General features: G+C 72.3%; 25 protein-coding genes. 16 read left to right on the top strand and 9 right to left on the bottom strand.

Annotation, left to right across the window (positions count from 1 at the left end):
* Positions 1–22 precede the first annotated feature (22 nt).
* Both HWD93_RS12205 and HWD93_RS12200 read right to left on the bottom strand, forming a co-directional pair.
* Complete coding sequence (locus tag HWD93_RS12205; protein ID WP_261646955.1) at positions 23–790, bottom strand: alpha/beta fold hydrolase; 768 nt, start codon at positions 788–790, stop codon at positions 23–25.
* On the bottom strand, positions 790–1,317 hold the full coding sequence (locus tag HWD93_RS12200) for a phenolic acid decarboxylase (protein ID WP_261646954.1): 528 nt from the start codon (positions 1,315–1,317) through the stop codon (positions 790–792). The genes HWD93_RS12205 and HWD93_RS12200 overlap by 1 nt, the downstream gene beginning before the upstream one ends.
* A 63-nt stretch (positions 1,318–1,380) precedes the next feature.
* Here HWD93_RS12200 and HWD93_RS12195 point away from each other — a divergent pair, with 63 nt between their 5' ends.
* The 5 genes from HWD93_RS12195 (at position 1,381) to HWD93_RS12175 (ending at position 6,461) form a co-directional block, all read left to right on the top strand.
* Entirely contained in the window at positions 1,381–1,854 is a 474-nt protein-coding gene (locus tag HWD93_RS12195; RefSeq protein ID WP_261646953.1) for a MarR family winged helix-turn-helix transcriptional regulator, read from the top strand.
* 390 nt (positions 1,855–2,244) lie between these two features.
* Positions 2,245–3,411 carry an RtcB family protein gene (locus HWD93_RS12190; RefSeq protein WP_261646952.1) on the top strand — a complete coding sequence of 389 codons (1,167 nt, stop codon included), beginning with the start codon at positions 2,245–2,247 and terminating at the stop codon, positions 3,409–3,411.
* A gap of 123 nt (positions 3,412–3,534) precedes the next feature.
* Positions 3,535–4,368: a DUF1206 domain-containing protein gene (locus HWD93_RS12185; protein ID WP_261646951.1), complete on the top strand. Its 834-nt coding sequence runs from the start codon at positions 3,535–3,537 to the stop codon at positions 4,366–4,368.
* Positions 4,369–4,416: 48 nt separating this feature from the next.
* Positions 4,417–5,292 carry an SMP-30/gluconolactonase/LRE family protein gene (locus HWD93_RS12180; protein ID WP_261646950.1) on the top strand — a complete coding sequence of 292 codons (876 nt, stop codon included), beginning with the start codon at positions 4,417–4,419 and terminating at the stop codon, positions 5,290–5,292.
* An 89-nt stretch (positions 5,293–5,381) separates the two neighbouring features.
* Complete coding sequence (locus HWD93_RS12175) at positions 5,382–6,461, top strand: alpha/beta fold hydrolase (RefSeq protein ID WP_092384820.1); 1,080 nt, start codon at positions 5,382–5,384, stop codon at positions 6,459–6,461.
* Positions 6,462–6,553: 92 nt separating this feature from the next.
* On the opposite strand, the gene HWD93_RS12170 is transcribed toward HWD93_RS12175, so the two are convergent.
* From HWD93_RS12170 to HWD93_RS12150, 5 genes are all read right to left on the bottom strand, one after another.
* Entirely contained in the window at positions 6,554–7,747 is a 1,194-nt protein-coding gene (locus tag HWD93_RS12170; RefSeq protein WP_092384818.1) for an NAD(P)/FAD-dependent oxidoreductase, read from the bottom strand.
* A gap of 8 nt (positions 7,748–7,755) precedes the next feature.
* Positions 7,756–8,556 (bottom strand): SDR family oxidoreductase, encoded by an 801-nt coding sequence (locus HWD93_RS12165; RefSeq protein WP_261646949.1) that lies wholly within the window; start codon positions 8,554–8,556, stop codon positions 7,756–7,758.
* Positions 8,557–8,566: 10 nt separating this feature from the next.
* Complete coding sequence (locus tag HWD93_RS12160; RefSeq protein WP_070417172.1) at positions 8,567–9,073, bottom strand: Dps family protein; 507 nt, start codon at positions 9,071–9,073, stop codon at positions 8,567–8,569.
* A gap of 92 nt (positions 9,074–9,165) precedes the next feature.
* Positions 9,166–9,678, bottom strand: coding sequence for a MarR family winged helix-turn-helix transcriptional regulator (locus HWD93_RS12155; RefSeq protein ID WP_070417171.1), 513 nt, complete (start codon positions 9,676–9,678; stop codon positions 9,166–9,168).
* A gap of 138 nt (positions 9,679–9,816) precedes the next feature.
* Positions 9,817–10,374: an NADPH-dependent FMN reductase gene (locus HWD93_RS12150; protein WP_070417170.1), complete on the bottom strand. Its 558-nt coding sequence runs from the start codon at positions 10,372–10,374 to the stop codon at positions 9,817–9,819.
* Between the two features lie 103 nt (positions 10,375–10,477).
* On the opposite strand from HWD93_RS12150, the gene HWD93_RS12145 reads away from it, so the two are divergent.
* The 7 genes from HWD93_RS12145 to HWD93_RS12115 all read left to right on the top strand — a co-directional run bounded on the left by HWD93_RS12145 (position 10,478) and on the right by HWD93_RS12115 (position 18,058).
* A complete protein-coding gene (locus tag HWD93_RS12145; protein ID WP_092384814.1) occupies positions 10,478–12,115 on the top strand; it encodes an alpha-amylase family glycosyl hydrolase in 1,638 nt (545 codons plus the stop codon).
* A 98-nt stretch (positions 12,116–12,213) separates the two neighbouring features.
* A complete protein-coding gene (locus HWD93_RS12140) occupies positions 12,214–14,175 on the top strand; it encodes a hypothetical protein (protein WP_261646948.1) in 1,962 nt (653 codons plus the stop codon).
* A gap of 118 nt (positions 14,176–14,293) precedes the next feature.
* Positions 14,294–14,935: a DUF308 domain-containing protein gene (locus HWD93_RS12135; RefSeq protein WP_254789389.1), complete on the top strand. Its 642-nt coding sequence runs from the start codon at positions 14,294–14,296 to the stop codon at positions 14,933–14,935.
* A complete protein-coding gene (locus HWD93_RS12130) occupies positions 14,932–15,195 on the top strand; it encodes a hypothetical protein (protein ID WP_070417166.1) in 264 nt (87 codons plus the stop codon). Before HWD93_RS12135 ends, HWD93_RS12130 begins: the two co-directional genes overlap by 4 nt.
* Entirely contained in the window at positions 15,167–16,663 is a 1,497-nt protein-coding gene (locus HWD93_RS12125; protein ID WP_254789388.1) for a DHA2 family efflux MFS transporter permease subunit, read from the top strand. The genes HWD93_RS12130 and HWD93_RS12125 overlap by 29 nt, the downstream gene beginning before the upstream one ends.
* A gap of 104 nt (positions 16,664–16,767) precedes the next feature.
* A complete protein-coding gene (locus HWD93_RS12120) occupies positions 16,768–17,307 on the top strand; it encodes an RNA polymerase sigma factor (protein WP_083403343.1) in 540 nt (179 codons plus the stop codon).
* A complete protein-coding gene (locus HWD93_RS12115) occupies positions 17,297–18,058 on the top strand; it encodes a hypothetical protein (protein ID WP_139219747.1) in 762 nt (253 codons plus the stop codon). The genes HWD93_RS12120 and HWD93_RS12115 overlap by 11 nt, the downstream gene beginning before the upstream one ends.
* 73 nt (positions 18,059–18,131) lie before the next feature.
* On the opposite strand, the gene HWD93_RS12110 is transcribed toward HWD93_RS12115, so the two are convergent.
* A complete protein-coding gene (locus HWD93_RS12110) occupies positions 18,132–19,061 on the bottom strand; it encodes a LysR family transcriptional regulator (RefSeq protein WP_175495988.1) in 930 nt (309 codons plus the stop codon).
* Positions 19,062–19,109: 48 nt separating this feature from the next.
* Here HWD93_RS12110 and HWD93_RS12105 point away from each other — a divergent pair, with 48 nt between their 5' ends.
* Both HWD93_RS12105 and HWD93_RS12100 read left to right on the top strand, forming a co-directional pair.
* Complete coding sequence (locus HWD93_RS12105; protein ID WP_092384804.1) at positions 19,110–20,384, top strand: MFS transporter; 1,275 nt, start codon at positions 19,110–19,112, stop codon at positions 20,382–20,384.
* Positions 20,385–20,540: 156 nt separating this feature from the next.
* On the top strand, positions 20,541–21,152 hold the full coding sequence (locus HWD93_RS12100) for a hypothetical protein (protein WP_092384802.1): 612 nt from the start codon (positions 20,541–20,543) through the stop codon (positions 21,150–21,152).
* A gap of 37 nt (positions 21,153–21,189) precedes the next feature.
* On the opposite strand, the gene HWD93_RS12095 is transcribed toward HWD93_RS12100, so the two are convergent.
* Complete coding sequence (locus HWD93_RS12095) at positions 21,190–22,110, bottom strand: cation diffusion facilitator family transporter (protein WP_070419278.1); 921 nt, start codon at positions 22,108–22,110, stop codon at positions 21,190–21,192.
* Between the two features lie 47 nt (positions 22,111–22,157).
* Here HWD93_RS12095 and HWD93_RS12090 point away from each other — a divergent pair, with 47 nt between their 5' ends.
* Both HWD93_RS12090 and HWD93_RS12085 read left to right on the top strand, forming a co-directional pair.
* Entirely contained in the window at positions 22,158–22,703 is a 546-nt protein-coding gene (locus tag HWD93_RS12090; protein WP_092384800.1) for a DUF4166 domain-containing protein, read from the top strand.
* A 129-nt stretch (positions 22,704–22,832) separates the two neighbouring features.
* On the top strand, positions 22,833–23,780 hold a 948-nt coding region (locus HWD93_RS12085), incomplete at its 3' end, for an epimerase (protein WP_261646947.1).

Genomic DNA, 23,780 nt, shown 5'->3' with positions numbered 1-23,780 from the left:
CCTCCAGGCTGTGGAGAAGCCGTCAGCGGGCGCCGCCGCCCGTCGAGGCGACCAGGTGGTCGAGCAACGTCCGTCGCCACGGGACGGACGACCAGCCGTGGTCGGCGCCCTCCACCGCGGTGAACGTCGCCCCGGGGAGCACCTCGCCGTAGCGCTGCCCGTACCGGACGGGGACGATCTGGTCCGCGGTGCCGTGCAGGACCTCGGCGGGACCGGTGTAGCGGTCGATCGTCGCGTACACGTCGAGGCCGGCCGTCACCTCGTCGATGAACGCCGTGCCGAGGGCCATGCCGCCGAAGTCGAACCAGCCCTGTTCCCGTGCCCGGGCGAGCGGCTGGCCCTGGATCCGGTCGTGCCGTGCGATGTCGTCCACGACGACACCGGCCGGTGACCACAGGGTCAGCGTCGCGACGAGTTCCGGCACGCGTGCGGCCGCCATGGCGGACTCCACCGCCCCGAGGCTGTGCGCCACGACGTGCACGGGCCCGGCCGCGTCCGCCGCGAGCGTGCGGATCATCGCGACGACCTGGTCGACCTCGTCGCCGATGGTGATGTCGGCGAAGTCGCCGTCGCTCGTCCCGTGCCCGAGCCGGCTGTACGACCGGACCGCGGAGCCGTGCTCGGCCAGGGTGCGCGCGGTCTGCACGAACAGCTGCTGCCCGCCGGTGTCGGTGCTGCCGAAGCCGTGCACGAGCAGGGCCGCGGAGGCGTCCCGCGAGACGGTGCCGAGCTGCCAGCCGCGGAGGGTGCGACCGCCGTGCTCGAGCGTCACCGGGGCGAACACGGTCATCAGTTCGACCGGTCCGCGAAGCCTGCGGGCAGGTCGCCGGGCGCCGTGTCGACGACGCTCTCGTCGTCCTCGCCGACGTGCTCGAACAGGGTGATGTGCGCGAACTCGGGCACGACGTAGATCGGGTAGGTGGGCCCCTGGTCGCGGTACTCGCGCATGCGGTCGAGGTGGTCGTTCTGGAACAGCACCGTCTTGCTGCCGTCCTCCTCGACCCAGTGCGGGAAGAAGATCGTGCCGTGCAGGACCCGCTCACCGGGGACGACCGTGACGACGACGCTGGTGCCGGTCGGTTCGTTCCAGGACACCTTGTAGACGCCGGTGGTGAGCGCGACGAGGTCGACTTGCTGGTCCTTCACCCACCGCCCGCCGACCATGCCGGAGTGGATGCGGTAGTCGATCGTCGTGGCGTTCTTGACGTACATCTCGTACTGCCACCCGTTGGCGTACGTGTAGACGAAGCGGTGCCCGACGATGCCGGAGAGGTCCTGTTCGGGGACGGGGTGTTCGACGCTGGTGGTGATGTCCATGGTTCGAGTTTGCTCCCGAAGTGCGTTTGTTGCAAGCGCATCTGCGGTGACTACCCTGGGAGTGTGGACAAGCGACCGGACGACCCCGACCTGCCCCGGGTCGCGCGGCGGTTGAGCGCGGAGATCGGCCCGTTCCGTCGGACACTGCTCGCCACGGCCCGCCGCTCGGTGGCCCTGCCCGACATCCCCGACGCGCAGATCGAGGTGCTCCGGCGTCTGGGGGAGGACGGGTGGTCGAGTCCCACCGCACTCGGCCGTTCGCTCGGGCTCGCGCGCTCGACGGTGAGCAACCTCGTCCAGGCGATGGAGCGGGACGGCCTGGTCGAGCGTCGTCTCGCGCGTGGTGACGGGCGGAGTACCGAGGTCGGGTTGACCGGCCTCGCCCAACGCCGCCTCGCGGACTACGACGCATCCGCCGAGCGGGTCCTCGTCGATGCGATGGACGCGCTCTCCGTAGACGACCGGCGAGCGCTCGTGGCGGCCGTGCCGGCACTCGAGCGCTTGCGAGCACGACTCGACGAGCGCGGGGGCGCCTGACCCCTCGGCCACCGGGCCCAGCGCATCCCGGGCGTGTCGCGCTTGTGCACCCCGGGCGTGTCGCACTACTGTCGTCCTCCTGCCCATCGGCAGGACCGCCCGTCCCGGGCACCACCGGAAGGACCGCGCGTGCGCACCGTGCAGCACCACGAACAGCGAGTCGAGCTCCAGCTCGACACGCTCCTCGTGCTGCCCGAACAGCGCAACCAGCAGCAGTCCGACCGCTATCCCGCGTAGGCACGCGACGTCACCCGACGCCCCGTGCCCACCCGGCCCGGGGCGTCCTCTCCACGACGCTGCCCTCCGAACGCCACGCCTCGTGGTGCCGGACGGCAGCAGGACCTCGCCCCGGACCGTCACCGAAGACCGTCACGAAAGCGAGACGAAGCAATGGAGAAGATCACCGACCGGCTGCTGAGCTGGGCCTCGATGCTCGAGGACAACACCGAGCAGCAGGCCCGCACGACTGCTCGCATGCCGTTCGTGTTCCCGCACCTGGCCCTCATGCCGGACGCCCACCTGGGCCTCGGCGCCACCGTCGGGTCGGTCATCCCGACCCTCGGCGCGGTCATGCCGGCAGCCGTCGGCGTGGACATCGGCTGCGGCATGATCGCGGTCCGGACCCAGTTCACCGAGGCCGACCTGCCCGACGACCTGCAGGAGCTGCGCGAGCAGATCGAGCGGGCGATCCCGCTGTCGGCCGGTGCGTCGAACCGGAAGATCGTCGCCACGGCCGAGCCTCGGATCGCGGAGCTCGAGACGTTGGCCGAGGGAGCCGGGTTCGACCCCGCCGGAGCGCACGGCGGCTGGCGCAACCAGCTCGGCACGCTCGGGTCCGGCAACCACTTCATCGAGGTGTCCCTCGACGAGGCGGACCGCGTCTGGCTGTTCCTGCACTCCGGGTCGCGGGGCGTCGGCAACAAGATCGCCCAGCGGCACATCGCGGTCGCCAAGAAGGCCATGCAGCGCTGGTGGATCGAGCTGCCCGACCCCGACCTGGCGTACCTGGTCGAGGGGACCCCGGAGTTCGACCGGTACATCGCCGAGCTGCGGTGGGCGCAGCACTTCGCGCTCCTCAATCGCGAGGAGATGATGGACCGCGTCGTGCGGCAGCTGTCCGAGGTCGTCGGCACCCCGGTCGACGAGCAGGAGCGGATCAACTGCCACCACAACTTCACGCAGCGCGAGACGCACTGGGGGAAGTCGGTGTGGGTCTCCCGGAAGGGTGCGATCCAGGCGACGGCCGGCCAGCCCGGTCTGATCCCGGGGTCGATGGGCACCGCGTCGTACGTCGTCGAGGGCCTCGGCAACAAGCCGTCGCTCGAGTCGTCGCCGCACGGAGCGGGCCGGCTGTTCTCGCGGAGCGCGGCACGTCGGACGTTCACGCACGACCAGCTGCGCGAGGCGATGGTCGGCATCGAGTACCGCGACACGGACGCGTTCCTCGACGAGATCCCGGCGGCGTACAAGCCGATCGACCAGGTCATGGCCGACGCCTCGGAGCTCGTGTCGATCCGGCACACGCTGCGGCAGGTCGTCAACGTGAAGGGCGACTGACGTCGCCGCCACGCCGAGTCGGGAGGCGCGGTGCGGGCCCGCACCGCGCCTCCCGACTGCCAGACGGCCGGGTGTCACCGCCCCTGCCGGACAGGGCCCGTTCCGTCGGGCACGCTCGATGGCGTGAGTGAACAGGCGGAACAGGCGGCCCGGAAGACCGGTCGTGGAGCGAAGCGCGTGGCCGACAGCCGGTGGTTCGAGCTGACGGCGCGCGCCGGGTTCGTCGGCAGCGGCATCGTGCACCTGCTGATCGGCTACCTGGCGATCCTGCTCGGTGTCGGCAACGCGTCCTCGGGCAGCGAGACCGACCAGTCGGGTGCGCTGCAGCAGCTCGCCGCGGTCCCCGGCGGGGTCGTCCTGCTCTGGGTCATGGCCGTCGGTTGTGCTGCGCTGACGATCCGGCTGGTGCTCGAAGCCGTGGTCGGTGGGAGGACGGACAGCGCCCGCGCCTGGGGCAACCGCTTGAAGAACGTCGGGAAGGCCGTGGTCTACGGGCTCATCGCGTACTCGGCAGCGTCCTACGCGGTCGGAGCCGGCACGAGTTCGAGCGGGTCCTCGCGGAGTGCTGCCGCGAAGGCGCTCGCGACGCCCGGCGGCGTGTTCCTCCTGCTGCTCGTCGCCGCGGTCGCCGTCGCGATCGGCGTCGGCCTCGTGGTGATCGGCTGCCGCCGCTCGTTCTGGAAGCAGCTCGTGCGCCCGCGCCAGCCGCTCGAACGCGTCGTCACCGTGCTCGGCGTCGTGGGGTACGTGCTGAAGGGGATCGCCGTGGTGGTCGTCGGCGTGCTCATCGCGGTCGCGGGCTTCCGGAGCGACCCCGACCAGGCGACCGGACTGGACGGGGCGTTCGACGCCCTCCGCTCGATGCCGGGCGGGGCGGTCGTGCTCGTCGCCGTCGGCATCGGGTTCGTGGCCTTCGGCATCTACAGCTTCTTCCGCGCCCGCTACGCCCGCCTCTGACACGGACACGGTGGACGCGCACGGAGGCGGCACCGGTAGACCGGTGTCATGAGCAGCAGCGCGACGACCGGACCCGTGACCGTCTTCTCCGACGCCGGGGCCGTCCTCGCGGAGAGCATCGTGTGGGACCCCGGGACGAACGAGCTGCGGTGGGTCGACATCACCCTCGGCACCCTCACCACCGCGGACGCCCACGGCACGGTCACGTCCACCGTGCAGCTGTCGCCTCCACTGGCGAGCTTCCAGCCCCGCGCGGGCGGTGGCTTCGTCGCGGCCCTCGGCGACTCCGTCGTCGTGATGGACGCCCAGGGCGTCGTCGAGCGTGAGATCGCCCGGGTCGAGCACGCCACGGCCGGCCTCCGGTTCAACGAGGGCAAGTGCGACCCGTTCGGCCGGTTCCTCGTGGGCAGCATGAACCTCACCACGGGGGAGCCTGACGGTGCCCTGTACTCGATCGAGCCGGACGGCACCACGAGACTCCTCCGCGGCGGCTTCGGCGTGACGAACGGCATCGAGTGGTCGGAGGACGGCACGGTCATGTACGTCACGGACACGAGCGCGTCGACGATCTACCGCGGGTCGTACGGCCCCGACGGGGAGCTCGGCGAGCTCGAGCCGTTCGTCGTCGGGTCCGCGCACGACGGGCTCGTCCGCGACGACGAGGGCTGTTCGTGGAGCGCGGTCTACGGCGGCGGTCGGGTCGAGCGGTACGGTCCGGACGGGTCGCACCTCGAGACCGTCGAGCTCCCGGTGCCGAACGTGACGTCGGTGGCGTTCGGCGGCCCGGACATGTCGACGCTGTTCGTCGCCTCGGCGCGGGAGAACCTCACCGAGGAGCAGCTCGTCGCGCACCCGCACTCCGGTGCCGTCCTCGCGGTGCCGACGCGGGTGCACGGGTTCCCCGCGAACACCTTCAGCGGCTGACGGGGCGCCGACGGCGGGATCGGGGGCGCCGCGGGTATCCTGAGCGATCGCCCGAACCGAGGAGCGACGCCCGACCCGAGGAGACCGAAGTGGACGACGAGCGCACGGACGCGACACCGGACCCCGCGAAGCGACTGGGCGAGGCCGAGAACGCCGACGTCACGGTCGAGGTCGACCGGGTCGCGGTCGACGGTACGTACGTGCGCGTCAGCTCCGTCGGCGAACCCGGCGACCGCGCCTTCCTGCTCGTCGCGGGGCTCGGCATCGCCGCCACCTACTACGAGCGGCTCGCCCCGCACCTCAACGAGAACGGCCCCGTGCACGCCCTCGACCTGCCTGGGTTCGCCGGTGTCCCGCGATTCCGCGGGAAGGTCTCGATCGAGCGGTACGCCGACGCGGTCGAGAAGGTCATCGACGGCCTCCGGCTCGTCGACCCGGTGCTCGTCGGTCACTCGATGGGCACCCAGGTCGTGACCGAGGTGGCAGCGCGTCGTCCGGACATCTCCGACCTGGTGCTCATCAGCCCGGTGGTCGACTCGCACGCGCGCACCGTCCGGCAGTCGGCGTTCCGGTTCCTCCGGTCCACGCTGCACGAGCCGGCGGCCGTCCGCTGGCACGGCATCACGGCGTACGCCCTGTGCGGCTGGCACTGGTTCTCGAAGGTGCTGCCGCGGATGATCGCCTTCCCGATCGAGGAGCGCGCCGCCCACGTGCAGGCACGGACGCTCATCGTGCGCGGGGAGCACGACGCGATGGTCCCGCGGGACTGGGTGCGTCGGCTCGCCCGGGTGTTCCCGTACGCGGTGCTGCGTGAGGTCGTCGACGGCGCGCACTCGGTGATGCACGCACAGGCGGACGCGGTTGCGCGGCTCGCGGTGGACCACGTCGCCGGCCGGCTCCCCGACCGCGGCGTGTCCTCGCTGCAGCGCGTCCGCGACGACTCGACGGCGTCGGACCTGTCGCGGCTCGGCCCGCGCGAAGCCTGGATGCTCGTCAAGTCGCGCTTCGTCGAACTGCTCGGCATGGCGAAGAACGACGACGAGACGCTCGAGGCGGCGAAGTCCGCGCACGCGGTCGCCATGGCGGACGGCGACGACCTGCCGGTCGACCCGGCGGATCGCCGCGAGATCGTCGACGAGGTGGCTCCGGAGACCCGCAAGGCGGGCTGATCCCGCGGACCGGCCCGCGGGCGGACGCGACCGACTGGAGGCGCGGTGCCGGTCTCGTCAGCCGGCACCGCGCCTCCAGTGTGGACGCGACGCTACGGCGTGATGCGCCCGATCAGCATGTCCGGCGTGAGCGCGTGGGCCTCGGCGAGGACCTTGCGGGCCTCGTCGGTCTTGTCCCAGACGTTCCAGAGCAGGACGCCGCGCACGAGGTCGTCGTCGTCGAGGTAGTAGACGACACCTGTGACCGTCGGGTCCTGCCAGTCCTCGACCGTGCGCAGCTTCGTGGTGACCTGCCCGACGGCCTCGTACCCCATGTCGAAGACGTCGGAGTAGAACATCGGCGTGTGGTCGTAGGTCTCGTCGGCGTCGGCGAGGTTGCGCCCCGCCTGCCGGCCCTGCTGCTGCGCGTTGTCGACGTGCTCGACCCGGCGCGTGCCGAGGATCCGGTCGGGGTACTCGGCGACGTCGCCGGCGGCGAACACCGAGTCGTCGTCGGTGAGGAGCGTCGAGGAGACGACGATGCCGTCCCGGACGGTGAGCCCGGCGTCGGCGGCGAGCCGGGTCGCCGGTTCGATGCCGAGTCCGACCACGACCGCGTCGGCGGACACCCCGGACCCGTCGTCGAGGGTCAGCGTGACGCCACCCCCGTGCTCGGACCCGTGGTCCACCCGGCGCCCGAGCCGGAGCTCCACGCCGTGGTCGACGAAGCGCTGCTGGAACGCCCGGGCGAGGTCCTCCGGGAACATCCGGCCGCCGACGACCTCGTCCGGGTCGACGAGCGTCACCCGGGCGCCGTTCTGCACGACGCCGGCCGCGATCTCGGTGCCGATGTACCCGCCACCGACGACGGCCACGTGGGCCCCGGCGTCGGCGAGCTCGCGGAGGCGTCGGTAGTCGGTGGCGCTCCGGTAGTCGAGCACCCGGTCGGACGGCGACAGCCCGGGGAGCCCGCGGGGCTTGCCGCCGGTCGCGAGGAGCAGTCGCTCGTAGCCGTGGGTGTGCCCGTCCGAGGTCGTGACGGTCTTCGCCGCGCGGTCGATCGCCGTCACCGCGGTGCCGAGCACGAACGTCGCGCCGGTCTCCTCGGTGTGCAGGTCGACCTTCTCGTCCCAGCTGAAGTCCGGGTCGGTCCACAGCTTCTTCGAGAGCGCCGGCCGGGCGTACGGCCGGTCGACGTCCTCGCTGATGATGCCGATCGAGCCATCGGCATCGAGTTCGCGGACGCCACGGGCAGCAGCGTCGGCGACCATCCCGCCGCCGACGACGAGGTAGCGGAAGTCGGTCATGGCGTCTCCTAGATCGTTGCGACCGAGCCGGAGTCGACCCGGTAGTTCGAGCCGTTCACGAAGCTGGCGAGGTCGGAGCAGAGGAACGCGATGACGTTCGCGACCTCCTCCGGCTCGCCGCGACGCTGCAGCTCCATGTACGGGCGCTCGTCGTCGAGGAACGACGCGATCGCCTCGTCGAAGGTCTGGCCGGTCTCCTCGGCACGCTTCTTCATCATCGCGTCGGTCATCGGCGTGTGGATGAACGCCGGCGACACGGTGTTCACGAGCAGGCCCTCCTTCGCGTAGGTGCGGGAGAGGCCCTTCGCGAAGGACAGCACCCCGGCCTTGGCCGCGCAGTAGGGGAGCTCGTCGTCGTACGGCTGCGACGCGTCCTCGGACACGAGGTAGACGATGCGACCCCAGCCGCCCTGGCGCAGGTCGCCGATGAACTCACGCGTGATCCGCACCGGCCCCATCAGGTCGACGTCGATGGTGTCGAGCCATCCCTGTTCGTCGATCTCGTGGAACAGGCCCTGGGCGCCCGTGACGCCGGAGGACTGCACGAGGATGTCGATCTCGCCGACGGCGTCGCGCACCCTGGTGTGCAGGTCGGCCAGGCTCGCGGCGCTCGTGACGTCCGCGGCGAAGGCGTGCAGCCTGCCGTACGGCGCCTCGAGCTGGTCGGCGCTGTTGTCGAGCTGCGACTGGTCGAGGTCCGACACGACCACGGTCGCACCCTCCGCGAGGAGGATGCGAGCCGTGTTCCAGCCGATGCCGGAGTCCGCGCCGAAGACCAGGGCGGTCTTGCCCTGGATCCCGAGGTCCACCTGGTGGCCGCTACGCGTGCGCCGAGGCGTCCGCGACCGCGGGCGTGGTGGCCGAGGCGAGCGGGGTGCTCGGTGCGCGGTTCTCGGCCGAGACCATCCACGCGAGCTGCTCGAGGCGCTCGATGAAGCCGTGCAGCAGGTCGGCCGTCGTCGGGTCTTCCTCGTCGACCTCGTCGTGGACGTCGCGCATGGTGCCGGTCGCCTGGTAGAGGCGGAGCGTCACCTGGTCGATGGCGTCGTGCGTGGTGATCTCACCCTCGGGGAACTGGTCGAGGTGGCTCGACGCCGCGACGGTGCTCGAGCGGCCGTCCGGGACCGCGTACAGGGCGCGCATGCGCTCGGCGGTGTCGTCGGCGAACTCACGGGCGGCGTCGACGATCTCGTCGAGCTGGAGGTGGAGGTCCCGGAAGTTGGTCCCGAGGATGTTCCAGTGTGCCTGCTTGCCCTGCAGGTGCAGGTCGATGAGGTCCACGAGGACCGCCTGGAGGTTCTTGGCGAGCTTGTCCGATGCGTGCATGATCGGTTCCTTCCGCGTTGGTGACCGGTACCAGACCGGTCTACGCGGTGCGGCAGGACGTCCGCTCAGAGGACGCGTCCCCCGTGGTCCGATCAGTGCGTGACGGCGGGGTCGACCTGGTCGACGGCGGAGCGCATCTGCTCGAGGAACACGGCGACGACGCGGGCGTCCTCGGGGGAGAGTCCCTCGGCGATGCCCATCATCCGACGGTGCATGATGCCGAGGGTCGCACGGACCTCTTCGTCGGTCTCGGTGGTCGGGGTGATCACGAGCGCGCGGCGGTCGGTCGGGTGCGGGTCGCGGCGGACGTGGTTCGACTTCACGAGGCGGTCGATGAGGATCGTGGTCGAGGCCGACGAGATCTTGAGGTACGCCGCCAGGTCCTTCGGCTTCACGGTGCGCCCGGCGCGCTGCGCCTGCAACAGGAAGCGCACCGCGAGCAGGTCGGTCTCGCCCATGCCCATCGAGTCGCGGGTGCGTCGACGCATCGCGGTCTCGGCGGCGCGGTACCGGCGGAGGGCGTTCAGGACGGTGACGCCCCGCTGGGTCGCGTCGTCATCGGGGAACCAGTACCCGGACGCTTCCGTGATCTCCTGCGTGGACATGGCGTTCAGGGTAGCCCGTCTCGTTGCTAGAGCGTCTAGGGATCTCACGGGATGCGGTCTCCCGCACCCGTGGACGGACGGGAGGCGCGGTGCGGGCCGGCACCGCGCCTCCCGTCCGTCGTCACGTACGTGACGTCGTCAGGCTGCGGCCTGCTCCTCGGTCGCCTCGGCGAGCGCGGTGAGGGCGCCCTGGACGAGCGTGGTGACCTCGGCGTCCTCGCGCGGGTGGGTCTCGGCGAACCGGACCACCGACTGCGGGATGGCGACCTTGACGTCCTCGAGCACCTTCGCGCCGGCGATCCCGGCGACCTTGCGGGCGTCGTCGTGCGCCCAGACGCCGCCGAACTGGCCGAAGGCCGACCCGATGACGGCGAGCGGCTTGCCGGACAGCGGCGAGGCGCCGAACGGACGCGAGCCCCAGTCCAGCGCGTTCTTCAGGACGGCCGGGATGGTGCCGTTGTACTCGGGGGTGACGAGCAGGACGGCGTCGGCGGCGGCGACCGCGTCGCGGAAGGCGACGGCCGAGGCGGGCGGGGTGTCGCCGTCGATGTCCTCGTTGTAGAAGGGCAGGTCGACGATGCCGTCGAAGGTCGACAGCTCGATGCCCTCCGGGGCGTGGTGCGCAGCCGCCTCGGCGAGCTTGCGGTTGATGGACTCGGCGCGGAGGCTGCCGACGAGGGCGAGGACGTTCGTCATCGGGGATCCTTACTGGTTCTGTGACGGAAAGGTGTCATCGACAACCAATGCGTGCGCGTGGACCCCTATTCCCGGTCCGGTGGATCGTCGGTACGTTGGCGACGTGAGCACGCTTCGGACGCCGGCCAGCACGCCCCGCACGACCGACCCGGACTGGTGGCGGAACGCCGTCGTCTACCAGGTCTACCCGCGGAGCTTCGCGGACACGGACGCCGACGGGCTCGGCGACCTCGCGGGCGTGACGAGCCGCGTGCCCTACCTGGCGTCGCTCGGCGTCGACGCGGTCTGGCTGTCGCCGTTCTTCCCCTCGCCGCTGGCGGACGGCGGCTACGATGTCGCCGACTACCGGGACGTCGACGATCGCCTGGGCACACTCGACGACTTCGACGCACTGGTCCGTGCCCTCCACGAGCACGACATCCGGCTGATCGCGGACATCGTCCCGAACCACACCTCGGACGAGCACGCGTGGTTCCGTGCCGCGCTCGCCGCGGGCCCCGGCTCGCCCGAACGCGCTCGGTACGTGTTCCGGGACGGTGCCGGTGCCGACGGGTCGCTCCCGCCGAGCGACTGGGTGTCGAACTTCGGCGGCAGCGCCTGGACCCGCGTGCCCGACGGCCAGTGGTACCTGCACCTGTTCGCGCCCGAGCAGCCGGACCTCGACTGGTCGAACCCGGAGGTCCGTGCCGACTTCGAGGACACGCTGCGCTTCTGGTCCGACCGCGGGGTCGACGGCTTCCGGGTGGACGTCGCGCACGGCCTGGCGAAGGACCTGTCGACCCCGTACCGTCCGTCCGACGAGCACCACCTGCCGCTGGACGGCTCCGACCCGCTCTACGACCGCGACGAGGTGCACGAGATCTTCGCGGCGTGGCGCCGGGTGCTCGACGAGTACGACCCGCCGCGAGCCGCCGTGGCGGAGGCCTGGGCGCCCGCGCCGCGCCGCGTGCTCTACGCCCGGCCGACCGAGCTCGGGCAGGCCTTCAACTTCGACCTGCTCGAGGCGCCGTTCGACGCCGCGGCGTTCCGGGGCATCATCGACCGGAACCTGTCGGCGTCGGCGCAGTCCGGGGCATCGAGCACGTGGGTGCTGTCGAACCACGACGTTGTCCGGCACGCGACCCGGTACGGCCTGCCGGACGGCACGGACACCGACGCGTGGCTCATGACCGACGGCACGACACCGTCGCTCGATCGTGCACGGGGGCTCCGGCGGGCGCGGGCGGCGACGCTGCTGATGCTGGCGCTGCCCGGTTCGTCGTACGTCTACCAGGGCGAGGAGCTCGGGCTGCAGGAGGCCGCGGCGATCCCGCACGAGGTGCTGCAGGACCCGAAGTGGATCCGCACCGGGCACACCGTGAAGGGGCGGGACGGGTGTCGCGTGCCGATCCCGTGGACGACGTCCGGGCCGTCGTTCGGGTTCGGGGCGGTCGCACCGCACCTGCCGCAACCGGCCGACTTCGGGGCGTCCTCGGTCGAGGCGGAGGACGGCGACCCCGCGTCGACCCTCTCCCTGTACCGCGCGGCGACCGCTGCCCGACGGGACCTGCAGCGGGGCGAGGACCTCGCGTGGATCGAGGCGCCGGACGGGGTCGTGGCGTTCGCGCGGCACGACGGGTGGCGTTCCGTCACGAACTTCGGGACCGAGCCGGTGGAGCTGCCCGCCGGCGAGGTCGTCGTGTCGTCCGGTCCGCTCGGCGACGGGGTGCTCCCCGGGGAGACCACCGTCTGGTTGCGCTGAGCCGGACTCTTCCTCCACAGCCAGGAGGCGCGGGGACGCGTTCCACAGATCGGCCGATGCCCGCCTGACGGGGACCCTCCGGTCGCGACGATCGGGGCATGACAGCTCCCAACACCCCGCCGGGCGGTCGACCGCCCGCCAGGTCACGCCGGCTCCGCCGCGTCGCGGCCGTCGCGTCCGTCCTGACCGCGCTCGGTGTCCTCGCGGCACCCGGCCTCGTGCCGTCGGCCTCCTCGGCCGACGAGCTCGCCTTCCCCTACGAGAACCAGTTCTCCACCGCTGCCGGCGGCGCCCTGCACGGCGACGCGGCGATCGTCGACGGTCGGCTCCGGCTGACCGACGACGTCAAGGACCAGGCGGGAGCGTGGTCGATGCAGGACACGTTCCCGTCCGACCTCGGGCTCGAGATCGAGTTCAGCTACGCGATGTACCGCGACGTGGACGACCCGGGTGCCGACGGCCTGCTGCTGTTCCTCGCGGACGGCGCCGCCGAGCAGGGCGTCGGGTCGTTCGGGGCCGGGCTCGGGTACGCGTGCCGACGCGAGACGTCCCAGGGCGGTGGCCTCTCCTGCGACCTGCCCGGGGTGCCCGGCGGCTTCGCGGGCATCGCGGTCGACCACTACGGCAACTTCTCGACGCCGATCAACTACTCCGGTCCCGGGGCGCGCCCGGACACCGTGTCGATCCGTGGCTCCGGCGACGGGGTGCTCGGCTACCGCTGGGTCGGCGCTGCCCCCGCTCCCGGTGGCACGGAGACCGCCGGGGCGACGCTCCGGAAGGTCCGCGTGACCCTGCTCCCCGGTGACGCCGGAGAACTCGCGGTCACCGTCCGGCTGCAGGACGGGGACCGGATGCGGACCGTGCTCGACCGGGTCCCCCTGCACGGCGACGGCCAGGCACCGCTGCCGAGCACGCTCCGCCTCGGCTTCGCGGGGGCGACGGGCAGCCACGTCAACGTGCACGAGGTCGACGCCCTGCGCGTCTGGACCCCGACGGACGTCGCCGTCACGCACGACCTCGCGCCGAGCGTCCCGGCGGGTGCCGACGTCGAGTACACGGTGACCGCACGGAACGCCGGCGTGAACGCGTCGGACCCGAGCGCGCTCGAGGTCGACGTGCCCGACGCCCTGCGCGACGTCACGTGGACCTGCTCGGCGGCCGCTGGGTCGTCGTGCGGGACCGAATCGGGCACCGGCGACGTCGCCACCGATCTCGGCCTGCCGCGCGACGGGACGGCCACGGTGACGATCCGCGGCCGCACCGCCGACGACGCCGAGGGCACGCTCGAGAGCGTCGCCACGATCCGACCGGCGCCCCGCACCGCCGACACGAACGAGGACGACAACACCTCGGCGGCGAGCACCACGGTCGCCGCCCGGGTGGACGCACACGTCGAGACGGACAAGTCCGTGTCCCCCTCGACCGCGGTCGAGCCCGGTGACGAGGTCGAGTACACGATCACCGCCCGCAACCGGGGCCCGGGTACCGCCGAGGACGTCGGGGCGGTCGACGAGCTGCCGAGTGCGATGCGGTTCGTCGGGTCGCCGGACGACTGCACGGCCGAGGGGCAGGACGTGACCTGTCGCTCCGGTGCCGCGCTCGCCGCGGGGGAGACCGTGTCGTTCCGAGTCCGCGCGCAGCTCGACCCGGCGTACTCCGGGGACGGGTCGGACGTGGTGAACGTCGCGACCGCGACGTCGCCGAGCGATCCGGACGGCGGCGACCCCTCGCCGGGCGTCGGGATCGTGGTGGTCCCCGGCGGCGACGGCGGTGGCGACGGCGGCCCCGACGGGCCGGGTGACGGCGGGGACGCTGACACGGGTCCGCGCGACCGGGCGCCCGACGACCGCGGGGCCCGTCCCGCCGGGGACGGTGGAGACGGCGGGCACGCCAGGCCAGCCCGGACCGGAGCGCTCGCCTACACCGGCACGGAGGACCTCGGCGTGGTCGCGGCGGTGGCCGCCGTCGGTGTGGCGGCCGGGGCGACGTGCTGGTGGCTCGCGCGGCGGCGTGCGCGCCGACGTGCGGCGGAGGACGAGGTCGGGTCGAGGCCCCGCTGACCCCTCGCTGACGCCTGCTGGTTCGAGCATCCTCAGCGGCCGATCGCCCCGCGCGGTCGGCCGCTGCACCGTGCGGCGGTAGGATCGAACCACGATCCGCATGCCCGAAAGAGGTCTCGTGTCCGACTCCGTGGACGACTCCGGCCAGCGCGCGCGGTACTGGCCGATCCCCGTCCTCCGGGCCGTGCCAGCCGCGATCGTGGCCATCGTCATCACCTTCTCGTCCAACCACGCGGCGGGCTACGGCCTGCTGCTGTTCGGTGGGTTCGCGGCGGTGGACGGACTCGTGCTGCTGCTCGCGGGCACGACGCGGCTCCCGGCGGACGGACGGTCGCGCCGGACGACCCTCCTGCAGGCGGTGATCACCCTCGTCGCCGCGGTCGCCGCGTTCGCGTGCAACGGCCTCGGCCTGCCGGCGTTCATCGCGGTCGTCGTCGCCTTCGCCGTCCTCACCGGGGCGCTCGAGCTCACGCAGGGGCTCCGCGCCCGTGAGCGTTCGCCGTTCGCGCGCGACTGGACGACCGTCGGCGGCCTGACGCTGCTGCTCGCCGTCGCCTTCCTGGTGACGCCGCCCGACTACTCGCAGGAGCTCGGCGGTGTCGAGCGGGTCACCGGCACGCTGGACGCCTCGATCGTCCTCGTCGGCCTGCTCGGCGCCTACCTCGCCATCACCGCGGTCTTCCACGTGATCGCCGGCCTCTCGCACAAGTGGGGAACGGCGGCCCCGGCCGCAACCCCGGACGGAGCACCACACGCATGACCACCCCCAGCCGTCGCGACCGCCTGCGCCCGGTCGAGCTCCTCGGGATCTCCGCGATCGTCGCGGTCTTCACCGGGCTCGTCGTGCTGCTCGCCACGCGTGAGCTCCAGCTCGCCGCGATCTTCCTCGGCATCGCGTTCATCGTCGTCGTGGTCGTCCTCGCGATGCTGCAGCTCGCCTCGACGAGCGACCAGGACGACAACGACATGCTCGGTGGTCACAAGACCCCGGGTGAAGGAGACGGCAACGACTTCCACTGAGTCGGAGACCGCCCCCGCGGTGCTGTCACGGCGGCCGTTCCAGGGCGACCCGGGCCTGCCGCAGCGGTACCGGCACCGGTACCTCATCCTCGCGGTCTGCTGCATGAGCCTCTTCATCGTCTCGATGGACGCCACCGTGGTGAACGTCGCCCTGCCCTCGATCGGGCGTGAACTCGGCAGCTCGATCTCCGGGCTGCAGTGGACGATCGACGCCTACACGCTCGTCCTCGCCAGCCTGCTGCTGCTCTCCGGCTCCGCCGCCGACCGCATCGGCCGCCGCACCACCTTCCAGATCGGGCTCGCGCTCTTCACGGTCGGGTCGCTGCTCTGCTCGCTCGCGCCCGGGGTGGGCTGGCTCGTCGTCTTCCGCATGGTCCAGGCGGTGGGCGGCTCGATGATGAACCCGGTCGCGATGTCGATCATCACCGCCACCTTCGACGACGCGAAGGAGCGTGCCCGTGCCGTCGGCGTCTGGGGTGCCGTCGTCGGTGTGTCGATGGGGCTCGGGCCGCTGGTCGGCGGCGCGCTGACCGACACCGTCGGCTGGCGCGCGATCTTCTGGATCAACGTGCCGATCGGCATCGCGGCGATCGTGCTGACGTTCCTGTTCGTCCCCGAGTCGAAGTCGCCGAAGCCCCGCCGCCTCGACCCCGTCGGCCAGGTGCTCGTGATCGTGCTCCTGGCGACGCTCGTCGGCGGGCTCATCGAGGGGCCGCGGCTCGGCTGGACGTCACCGGCCGCCCTCGGGCTGTTCGTCCTCGCCGCGGCGTCCCTCGTCGTGCTCGTCGCCGTCGAGCGCCGTCGCCGCGAACCGCTCATCGACGTCCGGTTCTTCCGGAGCATCCCGTTCTCGGCCGCGGTCGTCACCGCGATCGGCGCGTTCGGCGCCAACGGGGCGTTCCTCTTCCTCAACGCGCTCTACCTGCAGGAGGTCCGGGGCATGTCGCCGTTCCAGGCCGGCCTGTGGACGCTGCCCGCGGCGGTCGCGACGATGCTCGTCTCGCCGCTGTCCGGGCGGCTCGTCGGCTCGATCGGCACCCGGGTCCCGCTCGTCCTCGCCGGCATCGGCGTCGGCGGCGCCGGGGCGATCCTCACGACGATCGACGCCACGACACCGATGTGGGTGCTCGTCGTCGCCTTCGTGCTGTTCGGGTTCGGGTTCGGCATGGTGAACGCGCCGATCACGAACACGGCCGTCTCGGGCATGCCCCGCGCGCAATCCGGGTCCGCTGCGGCCGTCGCGTCGACGAGCCGGCAGACCGGGGTGTCGCTCGGGGTCGCACTCGCCGGCACCGTGACCGGCGCGAGTGCGGTCGCGACCGTCGGCGCCGGGTTCGCCGTGGCCACGCACGCGATGTGGTGGATCGTCGTCGGGATCGGAGCTGGGATCGTCCTCGTCGGGTACCTGTCGACCTCGGCTGCGGCGAAGCGCTCGGTCGCCGGCATCGCGCACCTGCTCGACGCCTGAGCCGCTCGGGCGACCGACACGCCCGGGATCACGTTTTCGCCACGGTCCTGTCACGATCGCGCGTGCAGCCGACACCTCTGGAGTGAAGGAGGTGGGATGTGGACGTGACGACCGGCACCGACACGGACGAGGCGATCGTCCGTGCGATGGCACGGGGCGACAAGAGCGCGCTCGCCCGGGCGTTCGACCGGTACGCCGCGACCCTCACCCGCTACGCCTGGGCACTCGTCGACGACCGCCAGGACGTCGAGGAGATCGTGCAGGACGCCTTCTTGACGCTCTGGCAGCGTGCCGAGACCCTCGAACTCCCCGCGGACACGATGCTCCCGTGGCTGCTCGTCGTCTGCCGGAACCACGCGTTCAACACCGGCCGGAAGCAAGCCCGCCGTCGCGCCGACGAACTCCCCGAGCAGCTCGCCGCACCCGAGGACCACGCCGAGGCCCGTGAGCGCCTCCGCTGGGTCCGCGACGAGATCGCCGCGCTGCCCGAGACCGACCGACGCATCTGCGAACTGTGCCTCCTCGAGGGGCACTCCTACGCCGAGGCCGCCGAGATGCTGGGCCTCAGCGTCGGTGCGGTCACCCAGCGGGTCTCCCGCTCCCGACGCCGACTCAAGAAGGTGGTGATGCACGATGAACACTGAGCCCCCCGAGGGAGACGACCTGCAGCGCATGCTCGTCTCGATGAAGCAGAACGTCCTCGAACGTGCCACCCCGCGTCCGAAGCGGCGTCGGTTCCGTCCGGGCATCGCGCTCGGCGTCATCGGCCTGCTGGCGATCGGGACCGCAACGGGCGCCGTGGCCCTGTCGTTGTCGCAGCAGGAGACGCCCGTCGCCGCGCCCACCCGGACGCAACAGCCGGAGCCGTCGCCCTCCGCGACGACCCCGACGTCCGCGCCGATCACCCAGCGCCCGACACCACGCCCGACCCCGGTCAACACGACGGCGACGATCCCGACCGACTGCCGTGCACTCGTCCCGTCGTCCGACTACGACCGGTTCTTCGGTGAGACACCGCTCGTGCAGATCAAGCCGTCGCTCCCGGACACCCCGGAGGAGTACCGCGACCTCGAGCGGGAGACGGGCGACGACATATCGCTGCGGTGCGTCTGGCGGGACCCCCAGGCAGACGTGACCGGGCTGGGGATCATGGCCGGTGAGTCGACCCCCGAGGCGATCAGCGAGAACCTCGCCGTCATCCGGGGCGAGGGTGGGACCTGCAGCGAGCGCGATCACGGGACCGTCTGCCAGACCGTGTCCAACGTCGAGCCGTACGACGTCGACCGCGCGTACACGTACTACACGCGCGGCACGGCATGGGTCGTGATCGACCAGACCAACTTCCCGACCGACAACCTGCTGGGTGCGATCGTCGGGGAGATCTGGGGGGACTGACGGCCTGGAGGCGCGTGGCGGGGACGACCCGCGCCTCCAGGCCGTCGGTGGGGTACGACGGGAATCCGGCCGCTCAGCCCGGCTGCGCAGCGACGTCGACGCGCGCCGCCACGATGTCGCGCGCCAGCGTGCGCACCGCTCGGTTCGGCTCCGGACTCGTCCGCATCGCGAGGCCGATGCGCAGGGGGTCGACCTCGTCCTCGAGCTCGAGCACCGCACCGTCGTGGCGCACCCCGGAGTCCGGGACGACGCCGACACCGAGGCCGGCCGACGCGAACCGGATCACCGCGGGCATGTCGTTCATCTCCGCGACGATCCGCCGCCGGATCCCGAGTCGCTCCAGCGCGGTGTCGAGGATGATCCGGTTGCCGAAGCCGTGCGCCGTGTCGATGAACGGCTCGTCGGCGAGCTCGGCGAGCGAGACCGACCGACGACCGGCGAACCGGTGGTCGGCGGCGGTGAAGACCCGGAACGGCATCTCTCGGAGCGGCGCCACCTCGACCCCGGCCGGGACCGCCGGGAGGCCCGTGTAGGCGATGTCGAGCCGCCCGGCGACCAGATCCTGCACGAGCCCGGTCGTCCCGGAGGGCGAGGTCATGAGCTCCACCGCGACCAGCGGGTGCCGCTGCCGGAACCGCCGCAGTACGCCCGTGAGGTCGACGATGTCCATGCTCGTGAAGATGCCGAGCCGGACCCGTCCCCGCAGGTCGGCGTCGTCGACGGTCGCGAGGTCGTGCATCCGGTCGAGGGACTCCAGCACGCCGCGGGCGTGGGGGAGCAGGTCCTCACCAGCGGTCGTCAGCACGAGGTGCCGTCCGGTGCGGTCGAACAGCCGGACCCCGAAGCTCCGCTCGAGTGACGCGATCCCCGCGGACACCGTGGACTGCGCCGCCCAGAGCCGTTCGGCGGCGCGGGTGACGCTGCCCTCGGCGGCGACGGTGACGAACTGTTCGAGCAGGCGGGTCTCCACCGGTTCAGTATCGATCAGGTCGATGGACGACATCAAGAGCATCCGTTGGACTCGATGGGTGTTCGGCGGCACGATCGGAGCATGTCAACCGCCACCGCATCCGCTCCCACGTCGTCGACCGTCGCCACCGCGAGCGAGCGCGTCGCCGCCCCGCGTGGACGACGAGCGCACACGCGCCGTCGGCACGGCGTCGGGTTCTGGGCCGTGGCGTTCGCGTTCCTCGCGGTGATGGCGTTCGCGACCGTGCCCGCACCGCTCTACGTCATCTACCAGGCACGCGACGGCTTCCCGACCTTCACGACGACCGTGGTCTTCGCGGCGTACGGCGTGGGCGTCGTCGGGTCCCTGTACCTCGCCGGACACCTCAGCGACGTGCACGGACGGCGCCCGCTCATCCTCGTGTCGGTGGCGCTCGAGCTCGTCGCAGCGGTGCTCTTCCTGCTCTGGAACGACGTCAGCGGCCTCATCGTCGCCCGGCTCGTGACCGGGCTCGGGGTCGGGCTCCTGACGGCGACGGCGACCGCGCACCTCGGCGAGCTGCGGGTCCGGGCGACGGGCTCGCAGTCGTCGGCCGGTGGGGCGGGCGTGGTTGCGGGGGTCGTGAACCTCGGCGGGCTGTCGCTCGGCGCCCTCGTCGGAGGAGCGCTCGCGGAGTTCGTCGGGCAGCCGCTCATGGTGCCGTACGTCGTGTTCGTCGTGGCGCTGGCCGTCGCGTTCGTGGTGGTGCTCGCCGCCCCGGAGACCGTCGACCGTCCCACGTCGCCCGTGCCCTACCGCCCGCAGCGACTGCAGGCGCCGGAGGGGCAGGCCGGCGCGTTCTGGACCGCCGGCACCGCCGCGTTCGCCGCGCTCGCGGTGCAGGGACTCTTCACCTCGGTCGCGCCGACGTTCCTCGGGACGACCTTCCACGTGACCGACCGGCTCGCCGCCGGAGCCACGACGTTCGGGGTGTTCGCCGCGAGCGCGGTGTCGCAGATCGTCTTCGCCCGGCTGTCGCAGCGGGCGCAGATCCGCCTCGGGATGGTCCTGCTCGTCGGTGGTCTGGTCGTCCTGGCCGGTGCCGCGGTGGTGCTGCAGGTGGCCGGGTTCATCGGTGGCGGGGTCGTCGCGGGAGCCGGCGTCGGGCTGCTGTTCCGCGCGTCGATCGGCAGCGCGGGCGCCCTCGTCGGCCCGGAACGTCGCGGCGGCGTCCTCGCCGCGACCTTCCTCATCGCCTACGCCGGGCTGACCGTGCCGGTGGTGGCGGTCGGTGCCGCGCTCCTCGTGCTGCCGACGCTGCCCGTGCTGCTCGGGTACGTCGTGTTCGTGGTCGCACTGGCCGTCGTCGCCGGGACCCGCCTGGCGGCGCGGGCCTGAGCGCTGGTCCGCGTCCCGCGTTGCGCGTTCGGCCACGTCGAACCACGTTTCCGACTTCGCACCACCGCTGGGGCGCGGCGCGATGTCGGGAACGTGGTTCGACTGCGTCCCGCGGCCGGTCCAGGAGGCGCGACACCCGTCCGGCATACTGGGCGCGTGTCCCAGAAGCGCAACCGTTCCGTCATCACCGGCGTCGCCGCCGTGCTGGCCGCCGGCCTCGTGGCCGGTGGCGTCGCGCTGACGGCGCAGCGCGGTGCGGACGACCCGGTGCTCGGGGGCACGGCGGCCAGCGTCGTCCCGAGTGCGACCGCCGGCGGGGGCGCGACGAAGGACGGCACGGTGACGATCACCCGCACCGGCCCGGACCTGCCCGGCGACGACGTCCTCGCCCGCTGCGACCGGAGCACCCGCGAGACCGTGGCCCGGTACGACACCGATGCGCTCGGCACGGTCGTGCTGCAGTGCGGGAACTCCGGCCAGGGCTACGAGCACATCCGGGTCCGGCACACCGCGGATTGGGAGGACGTCGTGACCGGCCACGGCTCCCGGGACTGGGACGACGCGATGCTCACCGCGGTGCAGTCCGCCCTCGAGGCACCGGCGACCGGGTACCCGCAGGACGCCGGCGACGGCAAGGTCTGCTTCGCCGCTCCCGTGCGGTTCGACGACGGGTCTCGCCCCGCGGCCGAGCCGTTCGTCCGCGTGATCGTGTCGGCCACCACCGACCGCGTGATCACGGCGTTCCCCACGAGCGACGGCGGCTGCTGACCTCGTCCCCGGGCGACGGTGGCGCGGCGGGCACCGCCTAGGCGTGCACCTCGTGCTCGTGCCGCCGGTGCGATGCCGGCTCCAGCTGGAACGTCGAATGCTCCACGGGGACGTCGAAGTGCTCCGCCACGCACTGCTGCAGCTCGTCGAGGATCCGCGGGGCGTGCGCCGTCGAGAAGCACTCGTCGTCCACCACCACGTGCGCGGTCAGGTTGGGCACCCCGGTCGCCACGAGGGTCGCGTGCAGGTCGTGCACGGCGATGACGTGGTCGAGCTCGAGGATGTGCCCCCGGACGTCGTCGAGGTCGAGCCCCGGGGGCGTCGACTCGAGCAGCACATTGGCGGTCTCGCGCAGCAGCCGGATCGCCCGCGGCAGGATGAGCAGCCCGATCAGGATCGCCGCGACCGAGTCCGCACGCTCCCACCCGGTCAGCATGAGGACGACCGCGGCGGCGATGACCGCGACGGAGCCGAGGGTGTCGTTGAGGACCTCGAGCCGGGCGGCCCGCGAGGTGAACCCCTCGCCGGAGGCCCGGAGCAGCACGGCGTACGCCACGAGGTTGCCGACGAGGCCGATGATCCCGAACACGAGCAGCGGACCGGAGTGGATCTCCGCCGGCACGAACAGCCGCTGGATCGCCGAGATGATCACGTAGACGCCGACGGCGAGCAGGATCGCCGCCTGCGCCGTGGCCCCGAGCACCTCGGCGCGCTGGAAGCCCCACGTGCGCTGCGCGGTCGGCGAGCGTCGTGCGAGCCGCGTCGCCACGAGGCCGATGCCGAGCCCGCCGGTGTCGACGACCATGTGCCCGGCGTCGACGAGCAGGGCGAGCGATCCGGTCACGACGGCACCGACGACCTCGGCCAGCAGGATCGTCGCCGAGATGCAGAACGCGATGAGCAGTGCGCGCTCGGACGCGTGCCCGTGCGAGTGCCCTGCTCCGTGGTCGTGTCCCATGCGCATCATCGTAGGGATCCGCACCGACGACATGCCAGGATCGGGACGTGACCCGGTCGCCATACGAGCTGTCCACACCGCCCGACGTGCTGGCCCGGTTGCACCCGCGACTGTCGACCTACTTCGGCGCGATCCCGCCCGGACACGTCGGCCGTGGCGAGGGCCTCTTCGACGTCGTCGGCACGCCCCGCCGCTGGCTCTGGCCGGTACTCGCGTGGTTCGCCCGCGACGCCGTCATGTTCCCGGTCTGGGAACGGGACGTCCCCTTCACGGTCGAGAACCGCCCGGCTCGCGTCGGTCGCGGGCATGCGGTCCAGGAGGTCCGGGTCGCCGTCCGCGCGCACCGCACCTTCCGCTTCCGCTCCGGCTCCCGCACGATGGTCGACGCCATCACCGCCGGACCCGACGGGCTCGTCGACCACCTCGGTCGCCGTGGGCGCGTCAGCGCCCTGCTCCGGGCGGAGGTCGACGCGCAGGGGCCGGACGCGGGCGCCCTGCGCCTGGTCCGAACTCGGGCGTGGGACCCGGACTCGCAGGCTCGCCCGGCGCACCCCGCGCAACGCTGGCGCGTTGCCGCCGAGCGGGGCGCGTAGAACGATTCGATGACGATGCCGACCAGCAGCGCGTGTCCCTGGTGCTCTCGGCCCCGCTGGTCGGCACGCTGTACCGGTACGAGGGGGCGTTCCGGTACGAGATCGCGCCGGACACAGGACGGGGATGAGATGAGCGACCACAAGGGCCGCGCCGTGATCGCGGGGGCGAGCGGTTTCGTCGGGCAGTACCTGCAGGACGCCTTCCGCGACGAGGGCTACGAGGTCGTCACGATCGGCCGCACCGGCGACGCTGTGTGGGGCAACACCATGCGGATCCGCGAGCTCGTGGACGGGGCCGCACTCGTCGTGAACATGGCCGGCAAGAGCGTCAACTGCCGGTACGGGCGCCGGAACCGGGCGGAGATCATCCGCTCCCGGGTCGACACCACGCTCGAACTGGCCGAGGCGATCCGCACGAGCGAGCACCCGCCGCCGCTGTGGGTGAACGCCTCGACGGCGACGATCTACCGGCACGCCGACGACCGCCCCCAGGACGAGGCGACGGGCGAGCTCGGCGAGGGGTTCTCGGTCTCGGTCGCGAAGGCGTGGGAGGACGCCCTGTCCGCGGTCGACCTGCCCGGCACCCGCCGCGTGGCGCTCCGGATGGCCATCGTGTTCGGCGACGGCAGCGCCCTCGTGCCGTTGCTCCGGCTGGCGCAGGCGGGACTCGGTGGGCCGCAGTACGACGGCCCGTGGTTCCCGACGCGCTCCCGGCTCCGTGCCGGCACGTACCACGTGAACCGCCACACCCGGGGCCGGCAGCGGTTCAGCTGGGTGCACATCGCGGACGTCCTCGGGGCGATCCGCTTCGTCCGCGACCACGAGGACATCGACGGCGCGGTCAACGTCTCCAGCCCGAACCCGTCGGACAACCGCACCGTGATGGCCACCATCCGGGACGCCGTCGGGCGACGCTTCGGGATCCCGACGTGGCGGTGGATGCTCGAGCTCGGGTCGTTCGCGATCCGGACCGAGACCGAGCTGGTGCTGAAGAGCCGATGGGTGGTGCCGACGCGCCTGGTGGAGGCCGGGTACGAGTTCCGCTACCCGCACCTGCGCCTGTCTCTTATACACACT

It is taken from the genome of Curtobacterium sp. C2H10, assembly GCF_025407985.1.
Taxonomy (GTDB): domain Bacteria; phylum Actinomycetota; class Actinomycetes; order Actinomycetales; family Microbacteriaceae; genus Curtobacterium.
The sequence above is the reverse complement of the archived record's forward strand: the minus strand, read 5'-3'. Positions and strand labels throughout refer to the sequence as shown.

Coding starts and splice junctions, on each gene's coding strand:
- HWD93_RS12115 (WP_139219747.1), top strand. CDS start 17,297: ATGAACACTGAGCCCCCCGAGGGAGACGACCTGCAGCGCATGCTCGTC.
- HWD93_RS12200 (WP_261646954.1), bottom strand. CDS start 1,317: ATGGACATCACCACCAGCGTCGAACACCCCGTCCCCGAACAGGACCTC.
- HWD93_RS12150 (WP_070417170.1), bottom strand. CDS start 10,374: ATGACGAACGTCCTCGCCCTCGTCGGCAGCCTCCGCGCCGAGTCCATC.
- HWD93_RS12130 (WP_070417166.1), top strand. CDS start 14,932: ATGACCACCCCCAGCCGTCGCGACCGCCTGCGCCCGGTCGAGCTCCTC.
- HWD93_RS12140 (WP_261646948.1), top strand. CDS start 12,214: ATGACAGCTCCCAACACCCCGCCGGGCGGTCGACCGCCCGCCAGGTCA.
- HWD93_RS12190 (WP_261646952.1), top strand. CDS start 2,245: ATGGAGAAGATCACCGACCGGCTGCTGAGCTGGGCCTCGATGCTCGAG.
- HWD93_RS12155 (WP_070417171.1), bottom strand. CDS start 9,678: ATGTCCACGCAGGAGATCACGGAAGCGTCCGGGTACTGGTTCCCCGAT.
- HWD93_RS12110 (WP_175495988.1), bottom strand. CDS start 19,061: ATGTCGTCCATCGACCTGATCGATACTGAACCGGTGGAGACCCGCCTG.
- HWD93_RS12160 (WP_070417172.1), bottom strand. CDS start 9,073: ATGCACGCATCGGACAAGCTCGCCAAGAACCTCCAGGCGGTCCTCGTG.
- HWD93_RS12180 (WP_261646950.1), top strand. CDS start 4,417: ATGAGCAGCAGCGCGACGACCGGACCCGTGACCGTCTTCTCCGACGCC.
- HWD93_RS12105 (WP_092384804.1), top strand. CDS start 19,110: ATGTCAACCGCCACCGCATCCGCTCCCACGTCGTCGACCGTCGCCACC.
- HWD93_RS12095 (WP_070419278.1), bottom strand. CDS start 22,110: ATGGGACACGACCACGGAGCAGGGCACTCGCACGGGCACGCGTCCGAG.
- HWD93_RS12205 (WP_261646955.1), bottom strand. CDS start 790: ATGACCGTGTTCGCCCCGGTGACGCTCGAGCACGGCGGTCGCACCCTC.
- HWD93_RS12170 (WP_092384818.1), bottom strand. CDS start 7,747: ATGACCGACTTCCGCTACCTCGTCGTCGGCGGCGGGATGGTCGCCGAC.